Below are 24,175 nucleotides of genomic sequence, written 5' to 3'. Positions count from 1 at the left end.
CAATATTTCAGCCAACGTACGTCATAGCAATTCCCGGTAGGTCGCAGGGCGGGTTGGGGGGGGGGGGGGGGGGTTTTTTTGCAAAATTTTTATAAAACACCCGCTTGCTAAAAAAAACCACCCCCCCCGCCCCCCCCCACAAACACAACCCCCCCCCCCCCCCCCCCCCCCCCCCGCCACAAAGACCGCAGGGACGGGAGCAGCTATACTACTCTCAGTAGTTAAGGGTCGCGGATTGGCCGCGTCACCGCTCTCAACAGGAGGTCTTTATTTATGGCAGATCAGAAGCCGGTTGTCGGGATCATCATGGGCTCCAAGTCCGATCTGGGCGTTATGGAAGGCTGCACCGCCGAGCTCGAGGCGCTGGGCGTGCCCTATGAGCTCGTGATCGCAAGCGCGCACCGCACGCCGGAGAAGGTTCACGAGTGGGCTTCGACTGCTGCCGATCGCGGTATCAAGGTGATTATCGCCGCCGCCGGCAAGGCCGCTCACTTGGGCGGTGTCGTGGCTGCCTTTACGCCGCTGCCGGTTATCGGTGTTCCTATGAAGACGAGTGACCTGGGCGGCATGGATTCGCTGTTGTCGATGGTGCAAATGCCTTCGGGCGTGCCCGTAGCCTGTGTTGCCATCAACGGCGCCAAGAACGCCGCTATCTACGCCACACAGATTCTGGGTGCTTGCGATCCCGAATATCGCGCAATTATCGAGAAGATGAAGCAGGAGATGGCTGACGCCTAAGCGGCTTGCCGTTCCGTTGTAATCATAGGGAGAGTCATGTCCGACTATCAGGGAAAACGTTTCTCGGCTTCTCAGATCCCCGATCCATCCAAGTTGGGATCGGTCCGCTCCATGCAGCAGGGTCGGGCATCCTCTCCTCAACAGGCTCGTGCGCCGCGCCCCGTAACGCCGACGTCCCATCGCCGTCAGGATACGCCGGCTGCGTTTCGCCCCTCGTCATATGGCACGGCAAAGAAGCAGGCCCGGCCGACGAGGCGACCGAGCGGCGCTCCGTCCAGCTACACCGAGCCGCCGCGTAAGAAGCGCCGCTCCATCATCCCCATTCTGCTCATCATCGTGGGCATCGGTCTGATTGTCGCCGCTGCCGCCATCTTTATCAATGCACAGATTGGCTACAAGCAGGCGAGCGATTCGTACCAAAAGATCGAGAAGCAGTACGTGAGCGATAAGGATGCGAGCGGCGTGCCGATTGTCGATTTTGACGCTCTTGCTAAGGCAAATCCCGAGATCGTGGGATGGATTTATGTGCCGGATACCAACATCAACTATCCCGTGGTGCAGGCCAAGGACAACTCTAAATACCTCAACACGCTGTTTGACGGTACGTCCAATGCATCGGGTGCGATTTTCTTGGACTTCGAAGATGTCGCGCCGGGCATGGTGGACCAGCAGACGACAATCTACGGCCACCATATGAACGACGGATCGATGTTTAATGTGATCTCGGACACCACCGACCAGGCGACGTTCGATAGCATCGAGTACGTGTATTACATCACGCGCGATGGCACGTATAAGCTGAGACCGCTGGCGACCAAGGTGGTTGAGGATACGTACTCCAAGGCGCGCGCGACCAACTTTGAGGGCGACGACGGGCTGACGAATTATCTGTCCGAGATGCTCGACGGTGCCTCTGCCGTGGCGAGCGATGCCACCGATCGTGCGGCTTCGGCAACCAAGGTCGTAACACTTGTGACCTGCCGCTCACTGTCATTTAGCAATACGCGCGCCGTCATGGTACTCACGCCGGTCGAGGAATAAGTGGTTCGAGAGTAGCTAATTTGGGACGGGGCTCTTTTAGCTACCCCGGGTATGCAGAATGATTTTGCTGGGTTAGGTGACTGGGGTAGCTAAAAGAGCCCCGTCCCAAATTAGCTACTCGACGACGGAAAAAAGGGGAAGCGATGCTTGAAAGCGGCAAATTGATGCCTTCGGTCGATGCGTGGCTGCGCGAAGCCAAGGCCGACGCTTCGGCGCCGGCGTGTGGCATGTACCTGACGCACAATGGCGTGGTGCGTGCGACACCCAAGTCCGAGGCGCGCGGTGTCGAGACCGATGGCGTGGCGCCGGGCCACAAGGTGGGCGGCGTGGTGTTTGGCTACGACGCCAGCAAGGTGCAGGCCGCTATCGAGTCAACGCGCACGATGCCGGGTATCGGCTATGTGCGCGTATGGCTGGCGAGCGGCGAGCTTGCCGTGGGCGACGATATCATGCTCGTGCTCATTGGCGGAGACATTCGCCCGCATGTGGTCGATGCCCTGCAGGCGCTCGTCGGCACTATCAAGAACGAGTGCGTGAGCGAGGTCGAGCGCGAAGCGTAACGCCTAGCCGGCAACCCGTGTACGTCTATAGCAAAAGCCCGCTGGCAGTTCATGTAGATCTGCCAGCGGGCTTTGGTGTGTTGGGGCTGTTTTGTGCCGGCGCTCGCTACACGCGCGTGGCGTCCTTGGGGCTCATGGTCATGCTCTGGAAGCGATTTTCCATATACTCGTTATTGAAGTACTTTCCGTAGAACTGCGCAACGGGAATATCGCTGGCCGTGCCGTTGACACGCTGGTACCAGTAGTCGAGCGATTGCAGCGTCATGACGCCGTCGACCAGCATGATGATGGTAAAGATGACGGTGGCTGAGTAGCGACTCTTCCAGGGAATCATGTTAATGAGCTTGAGCAATCTGGGCAGCAGCAGCTTGATCCAGATGAGTCCGCCCAGACCCCACAGGCAGGCGAAGCCCGTGCAAGTGCGACCGCCCGTAAGCACGGCGAGCGGATCGGGCATGCCAAAGAGCTTCATATGCGAGTAATTCCACGAGACCACACCGAACGAGGTCTGCATAAACCAGCCCACAAAGACCTCAAAGCTTGCGCCAAGCAAGGCGCTCACCAAAAAGATAATGATGGGGTTCTTTTTGTAGAAGCGGTTGAGCACCATGGTCATGAGTACGGCGCCAAATCCGTAGATGGGGCTGAAGGGGCCAAATAGCATGCCGGCGCGGTTCTGGTAGACGCCTGGATCGTCGACCGTCATGTGCCAGATGTCCTCCAGGATCAGGCCGAGCACGCAGCAGACAAAGAATACCCAGAACAGGTTGAAGTAGTTGAGCTTAATGTAGCCCTCGCCGGTCTCATCGCGGCCGAGCATGCCCTCGGCGGCGGCGTCGCGATCGAGCATCTCCTGCAAGCGGCGCTGCAGTTCGCGCTCCTGACGAAGCGTTGGGTCAACAGTGGCCGAAAGCGCGACGAGGATGCCGAGCTGGATGGCGGGGCGCAGCAGGAAGGGTCCGATACCCTGGAGCATCACGTCAACTAAAAGCTCCACGACGGTAAATGCGATGAGGACGTAAGACAGGCGGGCGGCATTGCGCCGCTGGTCCTTGATGAGGTCCAGGCCAAAGACGATCAAGATGATCGCGCTTGCCGCCGAGAGCATAATGCCGGCGACGATAAGGCCAACCGCGACCAGGGTGTTATCACCGAGCTTAGCGGCGACGTTGCCGTTAATGAGTGCGGTGATGACCTGCCACATAAAGACGGCGACTGACGGGAGCGTGCCCACGCCAGATAGGGTGCACAGGACTGCGTAGACCTTGATGATAAGGGGGATCTTCTTGGCCTCCGTGGTGCTGGGTACACTGGGGTCGAGTTGATTTCGATCCATACGCTACCTTTCTCGTCTTGTAGTAGCCTACAAGGATACGCCGACGACCAGCTAAAAGACAGGACGAACGTCCCAATTGCAACAATGTAGCCCCTAGCGCGGGCGAGACACGGCGCACGGGAAGTCTTCGAGGCCGTTGCCCCTGAGAGTGGACTACCCAATAAAATGTTTGGTCGCAAAACGGATAATAAGCTCGGTGGGCTTTTAAAAAGCGCTGCTCATGCGCGGGAGTGCTTGTCTTGCCGTGCGTATAATAAGGCAGGTAACGCCAAATAACGAGGCTCTGAGGGGATGCCATGTCTCAAGAAACCATCCGCGCGGCCGAGCGTGCCACGGGACAGGTGACGACCATGTCGACGTACGATCCGGACTCCGACCAGCTGCATGAGGAATGCGGCGTTTTTGGTGTGTGGGCGCCCGATCGCGACGTGGCTCGACTGACGTACTTTGGTCTGCGTGCGCTGCAGCATCGCGGCCAGGAATCGGCGGGAATCGCCGTGGGCGACGGCGGCACGGTTATGGTTCGTAAAGACCTGGGACTGCTCGATCGCGTGTTCTCCAACGCCGACCTGTCGACGCTCTCCGGCCAGTTGGCTGTGGGCCACGTGCGCTATGGCACCGCCGGCGCCAAGAGCTGGGAAGCCTCGCAGCCGCATCTTTCCACCATCAACAGCGTCATCATCGCGCTTGCGCACAACGGCACCCTCGTCAACACCGACGAGCTGCGCCGTCAGCTCATCGAGCTGGGCGTGCCGTTCCTCTCCAATTCGGATTCCGAGGTCGCGACCAAGCTCATCGGCTACTTTACGCAGCGCACAGGCCATTTGCGCGAGGGCATTCGCAAGACGATGGAACTCGTGCGCGGTGGCTATGCCATGACGCTCATCAACGAGCAGGCACTCTACGCTTTCCGCGACCCGCACGGCATTCGTCCGCTGGTGCTGGGCAAGCTTGTGGACGAGGGCTTGGACCAGGCCGACGCCGCATCCGTTTCGCGGCTGCCGTCGCAAGACGACGCCGCGACGGTCGACGCTGCCACTCATGTCACTCGCGCTGGTGGCTGGGTCGTTGCGTCCGAGACCTGCGCGCTCGACATTGTGGGTGCCGAGTACGTCCGCGACGTCCGTCCCGGCGAGATTTTGCGCATCAGCGCCGAGGGCTTGGTGTCCGAGCAAGGCGTGCCCGCTGCCGAAGAGCCCGCCAACTGTATCTTTGAGCAGGTCTACTTTGCCCGTCCCGATTCCATCATGAATGGTAAGAGCGTTTACGCCTGCCGCTATGACATGGGTCGCCAGCTGGCACACGAGGAGCCCGTCGAGGCCGACCTGGTCATTGGCGTGCCCGACTCCGGTCTGCCGCCTGCGGAGGGCTATTCGCACGAGAGCGGCATTCCCTTTGGCGAGGGCCTCATCAAGAACCGCTATGTGGGCCGTACGTTTATCGAGCCCACGCAGGAGCTGCGCGCCATGGGCGTGCGTATGAAGCTCAACCCGCTGCGCGATAACATCGAGGGCAAGCGCCTGGTCGTCATCGACGACTCCATCGTTCGCGGCACCACCATGGTGCAGCTCGTCAAGATGCTGCGCAACGCCGGCGCCAAGGAGATTCACATCCGCATCAACTCGCCCGAGGTCATCTGGCCGTGCTTCTACGGCATCGATACCGACGTGCAGTCGCAGCTCATCAGCGCTAACAAGACGGTCGATGAGATCTGCGAGTACATTGGCGCCGATTCGCTGGCCTTCCTTTCGGTCGAGGGCCTGCTGAAGGTCATGCCCAAGGGCGGCTACTGCGATGCGTGCTTTACCGGCCGTTATCCCGTGGCTATTCCCGAGAGCTTTGGCCGCGACAAGTTTATGGAGGGCTTTAAGCCCCGCAACCTGGATAAGCCGCTGCACTTTGGCGACGACGCTGTGGTCGAGAAATACGATGACCGCAGCTGGGAAGAGAAGCACGGCGAGGCCTAGAACCTGCCATGTAGGGACAGGTTTATTTTGGTAGGTTTTACCTGCTGTTTTGTTGATATGACGGCGCGCACCGCTGCGGTGTGCGCCGATATGAACGCAACTATGAGCACTGTTTGGCGTCTGTGTGTCAAACGGTAGTGGGAGAGGAAGGCTCAGATGAGCGACAGCAAGCATGTGACGTATGAGGATGCCGGCGTCGATACCGCCGAGGGCGGCCGCGCCGTCGACGCTATTAAGCAAATGGTTAAGGATACCAACCGTCCCGAGGTTATCGGCGGCATCGGTGGCTTTGGCGGCCTGTTCTCGGCCGCCGCGCTTAAGGATATGGAAGACCCGATCCTGATCAGCGGTACCGACGGCGTGGGCACCAAGCTCGTCCTCGCCCAGATCATGGACCGTCACGAGACGGTGGGCCAGGACCTGGTCGCCATGTGCGTCAACGACATTTTGGCTTCGGGCGCCGAGCCGCTCTTCTTTTTGGACTATGTTGCCATCGGCCACATCGAGGCCGAGCACATGGCAAAGATCATCAAGGGCGTGGCAGACGGCTGCAAGCTCGCGGGCTGCGCGCTCGTGGGCGGCGAGATGGCCGAGCACCCGGGCGTCATGGCTCCCGCCGACTACGACCTCGCCGGCTTTACCGTGGGTGTCGTCGACCGTCCCAAGATGCTCGACCCCGCCAACGTCCGCCCCGGCGACGTGATTCTGGGCCTTCCCTCCACCGGCGTGCACTCCAACGGCTACTCGCTCGTGCGTAAGGTCATCGGCGTTGACGGCATCAAGCCGGGTACGCCCGAGGCCGCCGCTAAGGCCGAGGAGCTGAGCCGTCCGCTCGAGGAGCTCGGCGGCGCATCGCTGGCAGACGCTCTGCTGGCCCCCACGCTCATCTACGTCAAGCCGATTCTTGAGCTGCTCCGCGGCGGCGCTCCGGTGCACGCCATCGCCCATATCACCGGCGGTGGCATCACCGAGAACCTTAACCGTGCGTTGGCCGACAACGTCGACGCCGTGGTCACCCGCAATGGCGACGAGATGGGCTGGGACATTCCGCCCGTCATCACCTATGTTTCGCACCAGGCCGAGCTTACGCCCAACGAGGCATGCAAGACCTTCAACATGGGCGTCGGCCTGTGTCTGATTGTCGCTCCCGAAGATGAGGCCGCGGTAACCGATGCCCTGGTCGCGCTGGGCGAGAAGCCGTTCCGCGTGGGCGAATGCGTCGAGGGCTCCGGTAAGGTCGTGTACTCCGATGAGCGCTAACGAGCAGACGGCTGCCGCCGAGGGCTTGGACTTTGCGCCCTATACCCGTCCGACCGGCACCGATACCACCGAGCCGCTCAAGATCGGCGTGCTCATCAGCGGTTCGGGCACCAACCTACAGGCGCTCGTCGACCTGATCGCCGCCGGCAAGCTCAATGCTTCGATCGAGCTCGTGGTGTCGAGCCGTCCTTCGGCCAAGGGCCTGCAGCGTGCAGAGCGTGCGGGTATCCAGACGCTGACGCTCTCCAAGGATGTCTACGCCGACCCTATCGCCGCCGACGAGATTATTGCGCACGAGCTTCTCGAGCGCGGCTGCGAGTATGTGGTCATGGCTGGCTACATGCGCATGGTGCATACGCCGCTGCTGGCGGCGTTCCCCAACCGCGTTGTCAATCTGCATCCGGCGCTGCTGCCGAGCTTTACCGGTGCGCATGCGATCGACGATGCCTTTACGCGCGGCGTCAAGGTGACCGGTGTGACTGTGCATTTTGCCAACGAGATCTACGACAACGGTCCCATCATCGCCCAGCGCGCGCTGGCTGTTGAGGAAGGCTGGGATGTCGACACACTCGAGGAGCACATTCACGCGATCGAGCACGTGCTGTATCCCGAAGTCGTGCAGATGCTCGCTGACGGCCGCGTCCACGTGCTGGAGAGCGGTAAGGTGGCAATTGATCCGGCGCGCCATCGTGCGTAAAAGGATTCGCCTGGTTTTCATTGCAACGTAAACTATCAAAAAGCTGATTGGGGCATATGGAATCACATGTGCCCCAATCAGCTTAATACCTCTTTGATTTTGGGCTTTGGATAACGTGACGGGCACCATTCCCATTCCAAGAAATCCGATAGGGCCTCGTCCGTGTGTGGGCGGGGCCCTTTTGCGTGGCCTTTTATGTTTGCTATACTGCTAGCAAGTAGAGAGGAGCCGCTATGGGTGCAGCAACGGTGCAGCTCAACACACGAATCGATCCTATGCTCAAGGCTGGTGGCGATGCGGTCCTGACACGCAATGGATTGGGGCCGAGCGATGCCGTTCGTGCGCTTTGGGCCTATCTTGTCGAGCATCAAGCGTTGCCGGGATTTATGGTGACGGATAAGCGCGAGGCGCCCCGCGCGGAGAGCCTGGCTGAGCAGGGGTGTGGCCTAGCTTTTTCATCGCTGGGGCTAAATGCTTTGGATTTTGCGCCAGTTGGATCATCTGCGGAAGACTGGGATGCCGTACGAGATGATATGTATGACACGATGATTGTCGATATTGAGGCGAATTGTCGATGATCGAGGCAAAGCATCTCTTGGTAGATACGAACGTTTGGCTCGATTATTACCTGCAAGAGGGGGCGTTCGACGAAGCGAAGAGATTAGTTGAACTGGCCGAGGCGGGAAAGATTGACCTTCTGTACACGCCCACGACGGCAAAGGATGTGTTCTATATCCTGCCTCGGCGTCTGGCCCGGCGGAATGCGAATGGGGTTAACGTGTCGTTTGCCTCGGCGTCATGGGCCTGCATCGAGCACATGATGCAGGTGGCAACTGCCTCTCCGCTTTCGTTGGCAGAGTGCGAGATGGCGCGCATGCTTGGCAAGCGCATGCCGGATCTCGAAGACAACCTCATCATCGCTTCGGGCGAGACGGCAGATGTTGACTACGTGGTCACGAGTGACCGGCGCATGCTGGAGGCGATGCCCGAGGTGTGCTTGACGCCTGCCCGCGCACTCGAGATGATTGGGATCTTCGACTAACCTTGCCTGTCTGGTTTCGCTATCATATGGGGCATTGTGAGCCTCATGCAACTTTGGAGGACGGTATGGCGGATAACGCCGAGATGCTATTCTCGCCTGAGCTGGTGTTTTTTGATTGGGAGTGCGCGACGCCGGATGAGGTGTTTGCGCGACTCGAGGGCGAGCTTGCTCCGCGCGGCTACATTGCGTCCGGTTGGCTCGATGCCGTCCGTACGCGCGAGGACATCTATCCCACGGGCCTCGCCATGCCGGCGGCCAATATTGCCATTCCGCATACCGATCCGGGGTTTGTGGCTAAGCCCTATATAGCGGTGATGAAGCCCTCCGCGCCCGTGACGTTCAATGCTATGGCGGGCATGGGTGCCCCCGTGCCGGCGCAGATCATCATCAATCTGGGTATTGCCGAGCCGGGCGGCCAGGTCGAGGCCCTGCAAGCGCTTATGAATATCTTTATGGATGCCGACGCCGCAGCCGACGTGCTCGGCCAGACCTCGTCCCAGGGCATGGTCGACGCCATCCGCCGTCACTTCTAAGACTGGCACCTTTGCACCAAAATGGTGCAGATTAACCTGTCCCCCATGCACCAGGTGTGCCGCGGGGGCCGCGTTGTGACACAATGACGTTTGTTCGATTCGTGATGCGAAAGGCCAACTATGGCAAACAAGAAAAAGAACCCAGAGGCCGCACCGACGCCCGAGCAGCAGGTCCGCGCCGCGTCGAGCTCTCGTAACAAGGCGCGCAAAACCCGCGTGTCCAAGACCGTCAAGATCGTTCTGGTGGTTATCGGCGTGCTGGCAATGCTGCTTTCCGTCTCGGCCATGGCGTGCTCCGGCCTTATGTCGCAGGCCGAGGACACCTCGGGCTACAAGCTGACCGGCGGTGTTGCTGCTACTATCAACGGCACCAACCTCACCGAGGACACCGTGACCAAGCAGATCATGAGCATGCGCACGTCCTACGGCTATACCAAGGACAAGGATTGGGCGCAGTATCTGGTCAATAACGACCTGACGCCCAAGAAGTACCGCAAACAGCTCATCGATTCCTATACGCAGCAGATTCTGCTCCAGCAGGCGCAGAAGGAGAACGGCGTGACGGTTTCGGACGAGGAAGTAGAGAAGGCTTGGAAGGACGCCTGCAAGAGCGCGGGCGGCGCCAAGACCTTTAAGGAGACCCTTAAGACCTACGGCTATACCGAGGACACCTACAAGGATTCGCTCAAGGAGAGCCTGGCGCAGCAGAAGCTTAAGGATGCCGTCGCTCCCACCAGCAAGCCCAAGGACAGCGAGATTGTCGATTACATTAACGAGAACCTGTCTAACTACAACGATGCCCGCCGCTCGTCGAACATCCTGATCAAGGTTGATTCCGACGCTTCGGACGAGGACAAGACCGCCGCCAAGGCCAAGGCGCAGGAGTGCCTGGATAAGATCAACTCCGGCGAGCTGAGCTTTGAGGATGCCGTGAAGCAGTATTCCGACGACACCGGTTCCAAGGAGAAGAAGGGTGACGTGGGCTGGGATAAGCTCACCACCTTTGTCGACAGCTACCAGACGGCGCTCGAGGGCCTTAACAAGGGCGATGTGAGCGACGTGGTCGAGTCGACGTATGGCTACCACATCATCAAGTGCATCGACTACTTCCATGTCGATGGCCAGGTCGATGACATCAATCAGGTGCCCAAGGCTATTAAGAAGTACGTTTCCAATGTGGTGAAGACCCAGGCATCGGGCACGGCATACAACGAGTGGCTGGAGAAGTACACGAAGGATGCCGACATTACCGTCAACCCCATGCCCAAGGAGGTGCCCTATAACGTGAGCCTGAAGGGCGTCACCAAGAGCTCGACCGACGATTCGTCGACGACTGAGTAATCAAGGGGCGGTGCTCATGCGAGTGCCGCCCATGTTATTGAGGAGGATTTGCAGATGACCAACGAAGAGCTGCAGCAGGAAATGATTGCCGCCATGAAGGCCAAGGACAAGGTTCGCCTGTCTATCATTCGCCAGGTCAAGGCCGAGGTTAAGAACATCGAGGTCAACGAGCGCCGCGACGTGACCGAGGAAGACGTCAACAGCATGATCAAGCGTCTGATTAAGCAGACAAGCGAGACGTTGGAGATGTCCATCAAGGCCGGTACCGATCAAGATCGTACCGACAACCTAACCGAGCAGGTCAAGATTCTGGAGAGCCTGCTGCCCGCCCAGGTTTCGGGCGAGGAGCTCGAGGCGCTGATTGAGCAGGTCATCGCCGAGCTGGGCGCCACGTCCAAGAAGCAGATGGGCCAGGTTATGGGGGCGCTCGGCAAGGCCACCGGCGGCAACTTCGATAAGCCTGCCGCGGCAAAGATCGTCGGCGCAAAGCTTGCGTAATCTGTTACGCGGTTTTACCAAACCGCGTAACGGCCCGACGCTGCAAACCCGTACACGCGGCAATCTGACGTTCAATTTCAAGGGCGCGACCATAAGGTCTGCGCCCTTTCATTTCACGTCACCTTGCTCGCGTGTACGGGTTTTCGCTGACGTTTGCTCAAAATTAGCTGCCCCATTACGGCACTCATTGGGGACAGACTTAAATGAGTGCCCAATGAGCGGGTACTCATTTAAGCCTGTCCCCAATGAGTGCTCAATGACTAGGTTAAAGGTTGCGGGTTCTTTACGGGAATGTAGTGTGGGCTGCGGAAACGTGGTTCTTTCCGTAAAATAGAGCAATTCGTGTAAGCGCAGGGAAGGGATATTCATGGCAGACATGATCGAGATCAAGCATCTCAACAAGTACTTTGGCGACCTGCATGTGCTCAAAGATATCAACCTCACCGTCAAGCGCGGCGAGAAGCTCGTAATGATCGGGCCTTCCGGCTCGGGCAAGTCCACGCTCATCCGTTGCGTCGATTATCTGGAGGAGCCCACGTCGGGCGAGGTCATCATCGACGGTACGCCGCTCACCAAGAAGAATCACCTGGAGATGGCTCGCAAGTACAGCTCCATGGTGTTTCAGCAGTTCAACCTATATCCCAACATGACGGTGCTGGGCAACCTGACGCTCGCGCCCATCAAGCTGCAAAAGAAGAGCAAGGAGGAGGCGACCGAGATCGCCATCGCCGCGCTCAAGCGCGTCGGCATGGCGCATAAGGCCGGCGAGTACCCGCAGAACCTCTCGGGCGGTCAGCAGCAGCGCATCGCCATTGCCCGTGCCCTGTGCACCAAGCAGCCCATCATCCTGTTTGACGAGCCGACCTCGGCGCTCGACCCCGAGATGGTCCAGGAAGTCCTGGACGTTATGATTGAGCTCGCGCAGGAGGATATCACCATGATCTGCGTGACGCACGAGATGGGCTTTGCGCGCCAGGTGGCCGACCGCGTCATCTTTATGGAGGATGGCCGTATCCTAGAGGAGGGCACACCCGAGCACTTCTTTGATAACCCCGAGAACCCGCGCTGCCGCGAGTTTCTGTCCAAGATTCTGCACTAGGCGCGGTGATGGACATGACGGATATGACGAGGGCGGCCGTGTCACGCCGTCACTTTTTGCAGCTGGCGGGCGCCGGTATGCTCGCGCTGACGGGGACCGCGCTTACCGGTTGCGACAACTCCACCGGCGGCGAGGGCTCCGACAAGGGGTCTAAGCTTGCGGCCATCAAGTCGCGTGGCCATCTGAATGCCGGCGTTAAGAAGGACGTTCCTGGCTACGGCTATTACGACACCGCCAAGGGCCGCTTTGAGGGCATGGAGGTCGATTTGTGCTACCAGATCGCCGCTGCCGTCTTTGGCGTGAGCTACAAGGAGGCCCGTGCCCAGGAGCTTGTCGAGTTTACCGACGTAACGCCCAAGACGCGCGGCCCGCTGATCGATAACGGCCAGCTCGACGTGGTCGCGGCGACCTACACCATCACCGACGAGCGCAAGAAGAGTTGGGATTTCTCGACGCCGTACCGCACCGACTACGTGGGACTCATGGTCAAGAAGCGTTCGGGCTTTACCTCGATTGAGGACCTGGACGGCAAGGTCATTGGCGTGAGCCAGGGCGCCACCACGCAGGGCCTGATCGAGCAGATGATCAAGGACAACGGCTTTAGCTGCGAGCCCGAGTTTAGGGCCTTTAGCGGCTACCCCATCATTAAGAGTTCGCTCGATGCCGGCAATATCGACGTCTTTGCCATGGACCGCTCCACGCTGGCCGGTTACATGAACGAGACCGTTGAGCTGCTGCAACCCGAGGTCAAGTTTGGCGAGCAGGGCTATGGCGTGGCGACCAAGAAGGGCTGTGATCTTTCGGCCGTGGTCGATCAGGTGATATGCGATCGCCTGGCCGACGGCTGGCTCGACCAAGAGGTTAAGACCTGGGGTCTTGTATAGGCGCATCGTCCAAGGAAGGAATCAAATGCTCGAAGGATTGTTTGACGCCGACCGCTGGTCGACGACATTCCAAAACATGGGGCCCTTCTGGGAGGGCTTTGGCGTGACGCTGCAGGTGGTCGTTGCCGGCCTGCTGCTGTCGCTGGTGCTGGGCACGCTGCTGGGCGTGTTCTCTACCACTCGTTCTCGCGTTCTGCGCGCCATAAGCCGCGTGTACGTGGAGTTTTACCAGAACACCCCGCTGCCCGTGCAGGTGCTCTTTATGTACATGGCCGGTCCGCAGTTTTTGCAGGCCATAACCGGTGCCGACCAGCCGGTGCGTATCGCGCCGTTTGTGCTGGGCTTCTTGGGCGTGGGCCTGTATCACGCTGCCTACATTTCGGAGGTCATCCGTACCGGTATCGAGGCCGTTCCGCGTGGCCAGATGGAGGCGGCCCAGAGCCAGGGCTTCACCCGTGCGCAGGCATACTGCTACATCGTGCTGCCCCAGACGTTCAAGATCATTCTGCCGCCGCTGTGTAACCAGGCACTCAACCTGGTCAAAAACACGTCGGTGCTGGCGCTTGTGGCCGGCGGCGACCTTATGTACCGTTCCGACAACTTTGTGAGTTTGTACGGTTACCTGCAGGGATACATCGTCTGCTGCCTTATGTATTTCATCATCTGCTTTCCGCTCGCCATGCTGGTGCAGTGGCTCGAGCGCCGCTCCAAGGAGCGCCCGCGCGGCATGAGCCTGGCCGAGCTGGGGCTCGACAACGTAGAGGAGGCCTAGCGCATGGAAATCTTCAACGCGACTAACCTGCTCTACATTTGGGGCGGCTTTGTTAAGACGATCGAGATCTCGGCGCTGTCGATCTTTTTCTCGCTCATCTTTGGCACGGTGCTGGCGCTCGTTAAAAGCTACGCGCCCCGTCCATTCCGTATTTTGGTGAGCGCCTATATCGAGCTGTTCCGTTGCACGCCAAACTTGCTGTGGATCCTGTTTATCTACTTTACGGTGCAGGGTTTGGACATTGTGATTTCGACCATCGCCTTTACGCTGTTTACCAGCGCTGTTATGGCCGAGATTGTGCGTGGCGGCCTCAACTCGATTCCGCGCGGCCAGTTTGAGGCGGCGCAGAGCCAGGGCTTTGGCTTCTTTGCCACCATGCGCTATATCATTCTGCCGCAGACGTTTAAGACGATCATTCCGGCGCTGTTTAGCCAGTGCACGACCGTCATCAAGGACAGCTCCTATCTTTCGGGCATTAACGTGGCCGAGCTCATGTACACGGCAAACGTCGTGATGGCCCACGCGATCGACCTGTCGCAGGTGCTTATGCTCTACGGCCTGGTGTTTGCGATGTACTTTGTGCTCAACTTTGGTATCTCGCTGCTGGTGAGGGCATATCAACGTCGCATTGTGGCCGCATAGTCCTGCTTCCCCAAGCACGGCACCTTGCCCCTCAATCGTCGCTTGCGTACATTTAGTACGCGGCACTCCTCTTTCGGGGCAATCTGCCGCACTTGGGAAACCAGGACGAAGGTGGGGGCAAAATGAATGTGACAAAGGGACTGTCCCTTTGTCACATAGAGAAAGGAATCGCGATGAGCGATCTGGAGAACAAGAAGAATCCTGTGGTCATTACCATCGCGCGCGACTTTGGCGCCGAGGGTCACGAGATTGGCCGCATGCTTGCCAACGAGTTGGGAATTCCGCTGTACGACAACGAGCTGCTGGTGCGTGCGTCGATGCGCGCGGGTGAGTCGCTCGATAAGATGGCCGCCTACGACGAGCGTCTGGCCGTGGAGAACATGGCGTTTCTGCCCGACCGCTACGATGCGCGTTCGTACTCGGACAAGTTGTTCCAAAAGATGAGTCAGGTGATTTTGGACCTGGGCGAGACCGAGAGCTGCATTATCGAGGGTCGCCTGTCCGATTACCTGCTGCGTAACAACCCTAATCACATTGCCGTGTTGGTGACCGCACCCTTTGAGGACCGCGTCGAGATCGTGCGCAAGAAGCGTGGGCTCAACAAAAAGAAGGGCGCCAAGCTGGTCAAGCAGCAGCAGAAGGCACGCGAGGCGTTCTATAAGCGCTACAGCGCCGGAAAGTGGAAGATGACGAGTGGCAAGGATATCGTCGTCAACCGCGCCAAGCTGGGTCGCGAGGGCTGCAAAGACGTCATAGCCGCTGCCTACCGCTACAAGGTGGCTCAGCTCGAAGGCTAGCCGACCAAAAGCCACCGCAAAGGTGCCCGTTCCCTTTATGGTGATCGGGCGGCCGGCATAGAAAAAGTCCCCGCCGGGCGTGTGCCCGACGGGGACTTTGCCGTTTGGTGGCTAGTGCTGTAGGTGATTACTCGCCCAGCAGGCTCTTGGTGATGGAAGCGGCGGCCTTCTTGCCGGCGCCCATCGCCAGAATGACCGTAGCGGCACCGGTGACGATGTCGCCGCCGGCCCAGATGCGGGGATCGGTGGTCTGGCCGGTCTCCTCGTCGGCGACGATGTAGCCCCACTTGTTGAGCTCCATCTTGCCGCCGATCTTGGCAGCAAAGGGGTTGGCGTTGGTGCCGATAGCCGAGATCGCGACGTCGCAGGGGATCTCCTCGATGGCGCCCTCGATGGGCACCGGGCGACGACGGCCGGACTCGTCGGGCTCGCCGAGCTCCATCTTCTGGACCTTGACGGCGCACACGGAGCCGTCCTCGCCAGCGACAAACTCGAGCGGGGAGACGAGCGGCAGAACCTCGACGCCCTCGGCCTTGGCATGGTGCAGCTCGGCGCGACGGCAGGGCATCTCGTCCTCGGTACGACGGTAGGCGATGATGGCGTGCTCGGCGCCCAGGCGCTTGGCGGTACGGACAGCGTCCATAGCCACGTTGCCGCCGCCAAAGACGACGACGTTCTTGCCGTGCTTGGTGGGGGTGTCGTACTCGGGGAACTTGTTGGCCTTCATCAGGTTCACGCGGGTGAGGTACTCGTTTGCGAAGAAGACGTTGGGCAGGTTCTCGCCGGGGACGTTGAGGAACTTGGGCAGGCCAGCGCCGGTCGCCACGTAGATGGCGTCGAAGCCCTGCTCGAACAGCTCCTCGGCCGTGGCCATGTTGCCCACGACGGAGTTGTACTCAAACTTGACGCCCATGTCCTCAAGGCCGTCAATCTCGCGCTTGACGACCGCCTTGGGCAGACGGAACTCGGGGATGCCGTAGACCAGCACACCGCCGCCGGTGAAGAAGGCCTCAAAGACGGTAACGTCAAAGCCGTTGCGGGCGAGCTCGCCGGCGCAGGTGATGCCGGACGGGCCGGAGCCGACGACGGCGACCTTCTTGCCGTTCTTGGGAGCCATCTTGGGCGTGGAGGCGAGCTCGGGGCGGTCACCCAAGAAGCGCTCGAGCTGGCCGATGGCCACGGGCTCGGACTTCTTACCACGGATGCACTTGCCCTCACACTGGTTCTCCTGCGGGCAGACGCGACCGCAGATGGCGGGAAGCATGGAGTCCTCGCGGATGGTATCGAGGGCGCCGCCAAAGTCCTTCTCGCGGATCTGCTCGATAAAGCGGGGGATGTTGATGTTTACGGGGCAGCCCTCAACACAGAACGGCTTCTTGCAGTTGAGGCAGCGCTCGGCCTCAGCCAGCGCCATCTCCTCGGTGAAGCCCTTGTCGACGGGGCGGAAGTCGCAGGCGCGCTCGGCGGCCGGCTCCTCGTTATCGGGGGTGCGGGGCGACTTCATATCGGCAACGAAACGACCGTTAACTAGTGGCATGCGCAGCTCTTTTCCTCATAGGCCTTGAGGGACTCGCCCTCTTCGGAACGGTAAGCGGCCTGGCGGGCACGAAGGTCATCCCAGTCGACCAGGGTGGCATCGAAGTCGGGGCCGTCGACGCAAGCGAACTTGGTCACGCCGCCCACTTCGACGCGGCAGCAGCCGCACATACCGGTGCCGTCAACCATGATGGGGTTGAGCGACGCGGTGATGGGGGTGTCGTACTTCTGGGCGGTGAGGGTCGAGAACTTCATCATCGGAACGGGGCCGACGCAGAAGACCTGGCTCACGGCCTTGTCCTGCAGCAGGCGCTCCAGCGGAGCGGTGACAACGCCCTGCTCGCCGTAGGAACCGTCGTCGGTGGTGATGTGGATGTGGTCCTCGTCGAGGAGCTCGCGGAACTGGTCCTCCATGAGCAGGAGGTCCTTGGTGCGAGCGCCCATGATGGCGTGCACCTCGTGGCCGGTCTCGACCAGGTGCTTGGCGACCGGGAAGGCAATTGCCAGGCCGACGCCACCGCCAATGACGGCGCAGGGGCCCTCGGCCATCTCGGTGGGAACGCCCAGCGGGCCCACGACGTCGCGCAGCGACTCGCCGGCCTCGTAGGTGGAAAGCATCTCGGTGGTCTTGCCGATCACCATGAAGATGAACTCGACCCAGCCCTCGTCACCGTTCCAGCCGGCCAGGGTAAACGGGACACGCTCGCCCGTCTCGTTGGCGCGAACCATGAGGAACTGTCCAGCGTGCGCATGCTTGGCGATTGCAGGCGCCTCGATGCGGAACTTGAACACCTTCTCCGAGAACTGCGTCTTCTCCAGGATCTTATACATAGAACCCCTCTCTTGTTAGGGCAACCGAACCGTGCCTCCACGGAAATGGACGGCAGCCCGAATAAAACCGTACGCGCACAGGCGTTGTGCAGACATACGGTGTAAATTATACCCTCATGGACATGTTGCTTACGTGTATCTTTGGCAGGCGGGAAAAGTGATCCAGCACAAAGAGGCAGGTTTATTTTGGCGGGTTTTATCAGATAAAACGACAAAAGGGGCCGGCCTTGCATATCGGTGAGGCCGGCCCCTTTTGGGGTGTTGGGTATGTATGGCGGCACAGGGTTTATTGCGATGCGGCCGCTGCGGCGTTTTCGCATATAAAATCTGCCAAAATAAACATCCCTTTTTGGTAGGTTTTAGTGCTTGCCGTTGGCAGAGGCGGAGCCGTTGACGTGGTCGCGGGCATAGATTACGCCGTGCACAATCGCCAGGCCGGCGGCGTCGGCGGCGCGGGCGCAGGTGTCCTGGAAGTCCTTGGCCTCGCGGGCGCGCAGCTGCTTGAGCACGTAGTCGGCGACAGCCATCTTGCCGGGAGGGTTGCCGATGCCGGTGCGGATGCGGCTAAAGTCGCGGCTGCCCATCTTGTCGATGATGGAGCGCAGGCCGTTGTGGCCGGCGTGGCCGCCGCCCACCTTGACGCGCACGTCGCCGGCGGGAATGTCGAGCTCATCGTGGATTACGAGCAGCTCTTCGGCCTTGATTTTGTACTCGCGGCAAAGCTTGGAGATGGGGCCGCCCGAGGTGTTCATGTACGACTGCGGCTTGACCAGCACAATCTGGCGCTTGCCGCCCTCTTCCTCTGGATCGTTGATGTTGATGAGCGCGACCTCGGCGCCGGCCTGGTTTTTCCAGTACGTGACGCCGGCCTGACGCGCCAGCTCGTCGATCGCCTTAAAGCCTGCGTTGTGGCGGGTCTCGGCATACTCATCGCCAGGGTTGCCGAGTCCGGCAACCATGCGAATCTTAAGCGGCTGTGCAGCTGCCATGTGCTTCCTTTCATCGATTTGTCGCCTGCTATGGTGAGCGACCCCGTTGCTGCTGTCAAATGGAGGGTGATTGAGGCTGCATGAGGGCGTTTGGACAGTCGTCAGAAGCCGGGATGGACAGTTAGTTCAGATTTGTATAAACCAAGAGATCTTTGACTGCCAAAATCGGGGCCACGGAACTGTCACGGCGCTTTGGGGAGCACAATTTGTGCTATTTCAGATCTTTTGAGTTTTCAAATGAGGTGATTGGCGCCGGGATGGCGGCAAACCACCTCGACATGAGCCGTCTGTTTATACAAATCTGAACTAACTGTCCAGCCATGCTCGGTAGCACTGGGTAAAAGTCTTTTAGACCGGCGCGAGGCCGATTCCGGCCCGCAGGGTGTTGAGCCAGGCGGCCTGACGCTTGCGATAACCCTTGATGCGGTAGCGGAATCGAACTCCCGCAAGTCGATGCATCGTCTGGGCGAAGGCTTCGAGTGCAACAAGGTCCTTCATTTGGTCACGATTGATAACCAGGACGTGGATACCCATGGCCTTAAGGCCATTGTTGCGATTGCCATCGTGGATGCGAGCGTTTTGAAGCTCATGTCCAATTCCGTTGTATTCGTTGTCGACTCCGGCGGCTGGACAATATAAGTCGCAGATGGCGTAGGGGATGCCCGAGGACATGTTGACCGCAAGGGTGTCGAAATCGACTCGATAGTTGAGCAGCAGGCCTCCCATGGGCAGGCTGCAACACCCGAATCCGCCAAAGCGCATGGGTGCGCCCAGGACGGCGAACATCAATGATTCCGCTGGGGATGCGGATCCGGCCCGGGCGAGTTTGATAGCTGTGCGAAACGAGGCGTAGGAACTACTTTTGGCAAACCGTGCGACTGCCTCGAGCTCTTCGATGGTTGTGGCGGGCTCGCATTTGTAGTGCGCCTGTTCGTAGCGGGTTTCGGCTTGCTTTTCGGGTGTCGGTTGATCGCCCTGGCAATCGAGATCGTCCATCGTTTCGAAGCTGTTGGCCTCGGGCCACGTGTCGTCGTAGGCGATGGGGTAAGTTGCTTCGGGCGGAAGTGAGTAGGTCCCGAGCAGTTCCATGAGAAGCATCAAGGTTTTGGCAACCGATTCATTTTTGGAACAAAGCATGGCCGTCATGGCGGGAGACGTTGCGTAGATGTCGGCTTCGATGTGCATGATCGCGCCCTGGGGGAGAGGGGCGGTGATGGTGTGCTGGAGGAGCCGTCCGTCGGGTCGTCTGTTGCTGCCGCTCGCAACAAAGAGGTCTAGACGCTCGGAGTCGTCTTCGCTCCAGGCGTCAAGTATTGCAAGGGCCGCAAAGTCTATGGCGTCCTTGTTGGGAACGCAACCTACGAGGGCTTGTGTCTGTTGCTCGTCATCGATGGCGTCCCAGGGAAGGGCGGAGTACGCCCGTCGAGCGCGGCGAATTGCGCGAAGGGCGGAGAGGTGTGAAATTACGGTTGTCATAGCTATAAGGTACTAAGCCGTTGGCGAAATGATATGGCCGTGTCGTTCTTTTCGCTCAAAGGGGCGTCGCGCGCCGCGGGCGGTAACGACATCATACGGAATGCCTTGGAAAAGTGGAGAATGGAGTGATGGGTTGGCTTGGAGGCATCTACTGAGATGGGTGCTGGACAGTTAGTTCAGATTTGTACAAGGCGACCGGGGGTGTATTGCCGTTGTTGAGGGACTCGGTGGGCAAAATGGGGCCAATGGCATGGTGAAGAGATCCATGGGAGGAGGAATCGAGCGGAATTATGCCGGCAAGAGAGCTTTCGATACATTAAATGGCCCAAACGAATGCCCAAATTAATACAAATCTGAACTAACTGTCCAAGACGGGTTATCGAGGGGCAGAAAAAAAGGGTCGGAAGCGAGCCTCCGACCCTTCAAAAACACCAGAGATGATGCGATGCGCGCTGGATTACAGCGCGAAGTCGCCGCCGACGAGCGTGGAGACGGGCTCCTCGTGGTAAACGGCAGAGATGGCCTCGGCGAACTCCTCGGCGACCGAGATGGTCTTGATCTTGCCGCCAACCTCGACGGGGATGGCATCGGTGACGAGGCACTCGACGATGGGGGCGTCGTTCAGGCGCTCGATGGCCGGGCCCGAGAAGATGCCGTGGGTGGCACACACGTAGATGTCGCCGGCACCCATGGCCTTGAGCTCCTTGACGTTGGCGCACAGGGTGCCAGCGGTGTCGATCATGTCGTCATTGATGATGCAGGTCTTGCCCTTGATGTCACCGATGATGCCCATGACCTCGGCGGCGTTGTGGCGCGGACGGCCCTTGTGGGCGATGGCGAGGCTGCAGCCGAGCATGTCGGAGAGCTTCTTGGCAGCTTTGGCGCGACCCACGTCGGGGGAGACGACAACCAGGTTGTCGGTGTCGAAGTGCATATCGTTGTAGTACTGGCCAAACAGCGGCAGTGCAGACAGGTGGTTAACCGGGATATCGAAGAAACCCTGAATCTGGCCCTGATGCAGGTCGAGGGTGATGATGCGGTTGACGCCAGCGCGCTCGAGCAGGTTGGCGACGAGGCGGGCTGTGATGGGCTCGCGCGGGCCGGCCTTGCGGTCCTGGCGGGCATAGCCGTAGTGGGTGATGACGGCGGTGATGGAGCGGGCGGATGCGCGCTTGGCAGCGTCGGTGGCGATGAGCAGCTCCATGAGCATGTCGTTGACGTTGCCGCCGGCCACGGACTGAATCAGGAAGACGTCGGCGCCGCGGACGGTCTCGTCGTAGCGGGCGTAAATCTCACCATTGGCGAACTGCTTTAGCGTAAGGCCCGAAAGCTCGACCCCAAGGTACTCAGCGATCTTCTGAGCGAGGGGACGGTTGGAGGAACCGGAATACACGCGGATGGACTTGCGCATATTCTCCGACTTCTCGGGATCATTAATCGGCATTACCCTTCTCCTTTATATATCGAATGCCATATAGATGCCTTGTTGCATTGTAACCGCGTGGCGGGGTTTATCGGGTCTTGATAACGTCTTTACCGTCAACGGACACGAACCGACCACTCATCCGGTCGCGCAGGTCAGCATAGAAAAAGGAGCCATCCCCATGGGAACAGCTCCTTAGATGCTTGGTAAAACGTTATACCTCGTCGTCCTCGTGCAGACGGCGGCGATAATCGGCGGCCCAGCCCTCAATATTTACCTGACGGGCGCGGCCCAGGCCGAGTGCGTCAGCCGGGACCGGCTCGGTGATGACGGAGCCGGCGGCCACGAGTGCGCCGTCGCCGATCTGGGCGGGCGCGACCATCATGGTGTCGGAGCCGATGAAGGCATCCTTGCCGATGACGGTCTTGTGCTTGTGCACGCCGTCGTAGTTGCAGGTGATGGAGCCTGCGCCCACGTTGACGCCGGAACCCATGGTGGTGTCGCCGATGTAGGACAGGTGCGGCACCTTGGAGCCCTTGCCGATCGTGGACTTCTTGATCTCCACGTGTGTGCCTGCCTTGGAGCCATCGAGCATGTGGGTGCCCGGGCGCAGGTAGGCGCGCGGGCCGCAGTCGACGCCGTTCTCGATGACAGCCTCGATGGCGATGGTCTCATCGATGGTGCAGCCGCTGCCAACGGTGGTGTCGGTGAGGCGGCTGTTGGGGCCGAGCTGGCACTCCTCACCCACGGTGACGTGGCCGATCAGATGCGTCTGCGGCCACACGACGGTGTCGCGGCCGATGACGGCGTCGGGGCCGATCCAGGCCTGCGTGGGGTCGATGAAGGTAACGCCCTCGGCCATCCAGTGCTCGTTGATGCGGTCGCGCGCGATAGCGGTGAGTTGCGCGAGCTGGATCCGGCTGTTGACGCCCAGGCCGTCGCGGTAGTCGTCGCAGTGGAAGATGGAGACTGCCTGGCCGTGGCCCTTGAGAATCTCGAGCATGTCGGGCAGGTAGTACTCGGACTGCGCGTTGTCGTTGCCGATCTCGCTGATGTGGGCGGCGAGCTGCGCGCCGTCGAAGGCGTAGCAGCCGGCGTTGCACTCGAGCAACGTGGCGGCCTGCTCGGGCGTGCAGTCCTTCTGCTCGATGATGCGCTCGATCTGACCGTCGGCGCCCAGCTTGATGCGGCCGTAGCCAAAGGGATCGGGCGGGGTCATGGTCATGACGGTGCAGGCGAGCTCGCCGCCGGCGACGGTCTGCGCGAACTTGGCGACGGTGTCGGCGGTGATGAGCGGCAGGTCGCCGTTGAGCACGACGACGGGGCCTTGCATGATGCCGCATGCCTCGAGCGCGACCTTTACGGCGTGGCCGGTGCCCAGGCGCTCGGTCTGTTCGACGCACTCGACCTTGGTGGCGCTGTTGGCGTAGGCGCCGTCGATAAGCGCGCGCATCTCGTCGGCGTGGCTGCCGATGACGACCACGACGCGGCTGCAGCCGGCCTTGATGGTGGCGTCGACGATCCACTGGACCATGGGCTTGCCCAGGATCTTGTGCGAAACCTTGCAGTGGTTCGACTTCATGCGGGTGCCCTCGCCGGCGGCGAGGATAATTGCGGTTGCGTCCATGTGATCTCCTGTTACGTTATAGAGACGTGCGTTTGGAAACGATACACGGCGCAATATGATACCGCAGGCATATGATGAGCGCGTAACGATTGGCGCATGGCGGCCGATGTCGGTTCCGCCGGCGTGCCGTTTGCGCTGGTTGTGCATGGCAGCGGCACTGCGGCGTTGGCGTTTGAGCGAGGGGATGGGGGTGTCCGTGGATATCATGCGAGAGGAATCGGGCAACGAGCCCGTCGCGGCATTCTCGATGTCGCATCCGGCGGTGCCGGCGCTCTACATGGTGCTGACGCTGGGGCTCACCATGTTCTCGATGCAGCCGGTACTGATTGCGCTGTCACTTGCGGGCGGGCTGGCGTATGGGTTTGCGACGCGCGGCGTCGCACGCACGTTGGGGGCGCTTCGCTGGCAGCTGCCGGTGATTTTGATTATCGCGGTGCTCAACCCGTTATTTAGCGCTTCGGGCTCGACGGAACTGTTCCGTATTGGCATGCGTGCGGTGTATCTGGAGAGCATGGTATACGGCCTGTGCATGGGCGGGCTGTTTGTGACGAGCGTGCTGTGGTTTGAGGCCGCGGCGTCGATGCTTAGCTACGACAGGGTGCTTGCGCTTTTGGGTAACACCGCGCCGGTGATCGCGTTCATGATCTCGATGTGTATGCGGCTTATCCCGCAGTTTTTGCGTCGCGGTCGCACGGTGCTGGCGGTGCAGGATGCGATTGATGTGCCGGGCCGCGCGCCGGCCGACCCCGTGCGTTCGCGCCTACGGGCATCGAGCGTGTTGATGGGCTGGGGCATGGAAGATTCGCTGGAGCGTGCGGACGCCATGCGCTCCCGTGGGTGGGGCGCCGCGGCGCGTCGCACGACGTACGCGCGGTATCGGCTGGCGCGCGGCGACGTTGCCGCGTTGGTTGGGCTTGCGCTGTTTGGCGTGGCCACGGCGGCAGTGGCGTGGACCGCGACGATGCAGTATTCGTTTTACCCGCAGCTTTCGGTGCCGGCGCCGTGGCCTGGCTATGTTGTATACGCGACCTGGATGGCGCTGCCCTGCGTGGTGCATGCGATTGACGAGAAGAGGTTTGGCTGATG

The 24,175-nt window shown here is 60.2% G+C and carries 24 protein-coding genes; 17 read left to right on the top strand and 7 right to left on the bottom strand.

Features of this window, described 5'->3' with window-relative positions; translation table 11 throughout:
• Positions 1-273: 273 nt before the first annotated feature.
• The 3 genes from purE to ACTQV3_RS07680 all read left to right on the top strand — a co-directional run bounded on the left by purE (position 274) and on the right by ACTQV3_RS07680 (position 2,339).
• Entirely contained in the window at positions 274-738 is a 465-nt protein-coding gene (purE, locus tag ACTQV3_RS07690) for a 5-(carboxyamino)imidazole ribonucleotide mutase (protein ID WP_441068237.1), read from the top strand.
• Between the two features lie 36 nt (positions 739-774).
• Positions 775-1,779, top strand: coding sequence for a class B sortase (locus ACTQV3_RS07685; protein WP_441068239.1), 1,005 nt, complete (start codon positions 775-777; stop codon positions 1,777-1,779).
• Between the two features lie 143 nt (positions 1,780-1,922).
• Positions 1,923-2,339 (top strand): molybdenum cofactor biosynthesis protein MoaE, encoded by a 417-nt coding sequence (locus ACTQV3_RS07680; protein WP_441068241.1) that lies wholly within the window; start codon positions 1,923-1,925, stop codon positions 2,337-2,339.
• Between the two features lie 106 nt (positions 2,340-2,445).
• Here the strand turns inward: ACTQV3_RS07680 and ACTQV3_RS07675 are convergent, their stop codons facing one another.
• The gene (locus ACTQV3_RS07675) at positions 2,446-3,675 is read right to left on the bottom strand and encodes a putative ABC transporter permease (RefSeq protein ID WP_441068243.1); all 1,230 of its coding nucleotides are present in this window, start codon (positions 3,673-3,675) and stop codon (positions 2,446-2,448) included.
• Between the two features lie 296 nt (positions 3,676-3,971).
• Here ACTQV3_RS07675 and purF point away from each other — a divergent pair, with 296 nt between their 5' ends.
• The 13 genes from purF to ACTQV3_RS07610 all read left to right on the top strand — a co-directional run bounded on the left by purF (position 3,972) and on the right by ACTQV3_RS07610 (position 15,207).
• Positions 3,972-5,642: an amidophosphoribosyltransferase gene (gene purF / locus ACTQV3_RS07670; protein ID WP_441068245.1), complete on the top strand. Its 1,671-nt coding sequence runs from the start codon at positions 3,972-3,974 to the stop codon at positions 5,640-5,642.
• A 156-nt stretch (positions 5,643-5,798) separates the two neighbouring features.
• Entirely contained in the window at positions 5,799-6,902 is a 1,104-nt protein-coding gene (gene purM / locus ACTQV3_RS07665; RefSeq protein ID WP_441068247.1) for a phosphoribosylformylglycinamidine cyclo-ligase, read from the top strand.
• Complete coding sequence (purN, locus tag ACTQV3_RS07660; protein ID WP_441068249.1) at positions 6,892-7,599, top strand: phosphoribosylglycinamide formyltransferase; 708 nt, start codon at positions 6,892-6,894, stop codon at positions 7,597-7,599. The genes purM and purN overlap by 11 nt, the downstream gene beginning before the upstream one ends.
• Positions 7,600-7,832: 233 nt before the next feature.
• Positions 7,833-8,177: a type II toxin-antitoxin system RelB/DinJ family antitoxin gene (locus ACTQV3_RS07655; protein ID WP_441068251.1), complete on the top strand. Its 345-nt coding sequence runs from the start codon at positions 7,833-7,835 to the stop codon at positions 8,175-8,177.
• Complete coding sequence (locus tag ACTQV3_RS07650; RefSeq protein WP_441068253.1) at positions 8,174-8,641, top strand: PIN domain-containing protein; 468 nt, start codon at positions 8,174-8,176, stop codon at positions 8,639-8,641. The genes ACTQV3_RS07655 and ACTQV3_RS07650 overlap by 4 nt, the downstream gene beginning before the upstream one ends.
• Before the next feature lie 65 nt (positions 8,642-8,706).
• Positions 8,707-9,174, top strand: coding sequence for a PTS sugar transporter subunit IIA (locus tag ACTQV3_RS07645; RefSeq protein WP_441068255.1), 468 nt, complete (start codon positions 8,707-8,709; stop codon positions 9,172-9,174).
• A gap of 120 nt (positions 9,175-9,294) precedes the next feature.
• Positions 9,295-10,515: a peptidylprolyl isomerase gene (locus ACTQV3_RS07640; RefSeq protein ID WP_441068257.1), complete on the top strand. Its 1,221-nt coding sequence runs from the start codon at positions 9,295-9,297 to the stop codon at positions 10,513-10,515.
• A gap of 54 nt (positions 10,516-10,569) precedes the next feature.
• Entirely contained in the window at positions 10,570-11,013 is a 444-nt protein-coding gene (locus ACTQV3_RS07635; RefSeq protein WP_117862823.1) for a GatB/YqeY domain-containing protein, read from the top strand.
• A 367-nt stretch (positions 11,014-11,380) separates the two neighbouring features.
• The gene (locus tag ACTQV3_RS07630; RefSeq protein ID WP_055251548.1) at positions 11,381-12,112 is read left to right on the top strand and encodes an amino acid ABC transporter ATP-binding protein; all 732 of its coding nucleotides are present in this window, start codon (positions 11,381-11,383) and stop codon (positions 12,110-12,112) included.
• Positions 12,113-12,120: 8 nt separating this feature from the next.
• On the top strand, positions 12,121-12,996 hold the full coding sequence (locus ACTQV3_RS07625) for a transporter substrate-binding domain-containing protein (protein ID WP_427795601.1): 876 nt from the start codon (positions 12,121-12,123) through the stop codon (positions 12,994-12,996).
• Between the two features lie 25 nt (positions 12,997-13,021).
• On the top strand, positions 13,022-13,768 hold the full coding sequence (locus ACTQV3_RS07620; protein ID WP_427728857.1) for an amino acid ABC transporter permease: 747 nt from the start codon (positions 13,022-13,024) through the stop codon (positions 13,766-13,768).
• A gap of 3 nt (positions 13,769-13,771) precedes the next feature.
• Positions 13,772-14,410: an amino acid ABC transporter permease gene (locus tag ACTQV3_RS07615; protein ID WP_055285379.1), complete on the top strand. Its 639-nt coding sequence runs from the start codon at positions 13,772-13,774 to the stop codon at positions 14,408-14,410.
• Between the two features lie 173 nt (positions 14,411-14,583).
• Complete coding sequence (locus tag ACTQV3_RS07610; protein WP_427717988.1) at positions 14,584-15,207, top strand: AAA family ATPase; 624 nt, start codon at positions 14,584-14,586, stop codon at positions 15,205-15,207.
• A gap of 127 nt (positions 15,208-15,334) precedes the next feature.
• Here the strand turns inward: ACTQV3_RS07610 and gltA are convergent, their stop codons facing one another.
• The 6 genes from gltA to glmU form a co-directional block, all read right to left on the bottom strand.
• A complete protein-coding gene (gltA, locus tag ACTQV3_RS07605; RefSeq protein WP_117647774.1) occupies positions 15,335-16,744 on the bottom strand; it encodes an NADPH-dependent glutamate synthase in 1,410 nt (469 codons plus the stop codon).
• Entirely contained in the window at positions 16,735-17,574 is an 840-nt protein-coding gene (locus tag ACTQV3_RS07600) for a sulfide/dihydroorotate dehydrogenase-like FAD/NAD-binding protein (RefSeq protein WP_006235793.1), read from the bottom strand. The genes gltA and ACTQV3_RS07600 overlap by 10 nt, the downstream gene beginning before the upstream one ends.
• A 359-nt stretch (positions 17,575-17,933) precedes the next feature.
• A complete protein-coding gene (gene pth / locus ACTQV3_RS07595) occupies positions 17,934-18,563 on the bottom strand; it encodes an aminoacyl-tRNA hydrolase (protein WP_441068260.1) in 630 nt (209 codons plus the stop codon).
• Positions 18,564-18,911: 348 nt separating this feature from the next.
• Positions 18,912-19,748, bottom strand: coding sequence for a hypothetical protein (locus ACTQV3_RS07590; protein ID WP_427717995.1), 837 nt, complete (start codon positions 19,746-19,748; stop codon positions 18,912-18,914).
• 748 nt (positions 19,749-20,496) lie between these two features.
• Positions 20,497-21,483 carry a ribose-phosphate diphosphokinase gene (locus ACTQV3_RS07585; protein WP_154516678.1) on the bottom strand — a complete coding sequence of 329 codons (987 nt, stop codon included), beginning with the start codon at positions 21,481-21,483 and terminating at the stop codon, positions 20,497-20,499.
• Between the two features lie 193 nt (positions 21,484-21,676).
• Entirely contained in the window at positions 21,677-23,089 is a 1,413-nt protein-coding gene (glmU, locus tag ACTQV3_RS07580; RefSeq protein ID WP_441536033.1) for a bifunctional UDP-N-acetylglucosamine diphosphorylase/glucosamine-1-phosphate N-acetyltransferase GlmU, read from the bottom strand.
• A 205-nt stretch (positions 23,090-23,294) separates the two neighbouring features.
• Between glmU and ACTQV3_RS07575 the strand changes: the two genes are divergently transcribed.
• Complete coding sequence (locus ACTQV3_RS07575; protein WP_441536040.1) at positions 23,295-24,173, top strand: energy-coupling factor transporter transmembrane component T; 879 nt, start codon at positions 23,295-23,297, stop codon at positions 24,171-24,173.
• Positions 24,174-24,175 lie beyond the last annotated feature (2 nt).

The organism is Collinsella sp. LCP19S3_A7, from assembly GCF_052121995.1.
Taxonomy (GTDB): domain Bacteria; phylum Actinomycetota; class Coriobacteriia; order Coriobacteriales; family Coriobacteriaceae; genus Collinsella.
The sequence above is the reverse complement of the archived record's forward strand: the minus strand, read 5'-3'. Positions and strand labels throughout refer to the sequence as shown.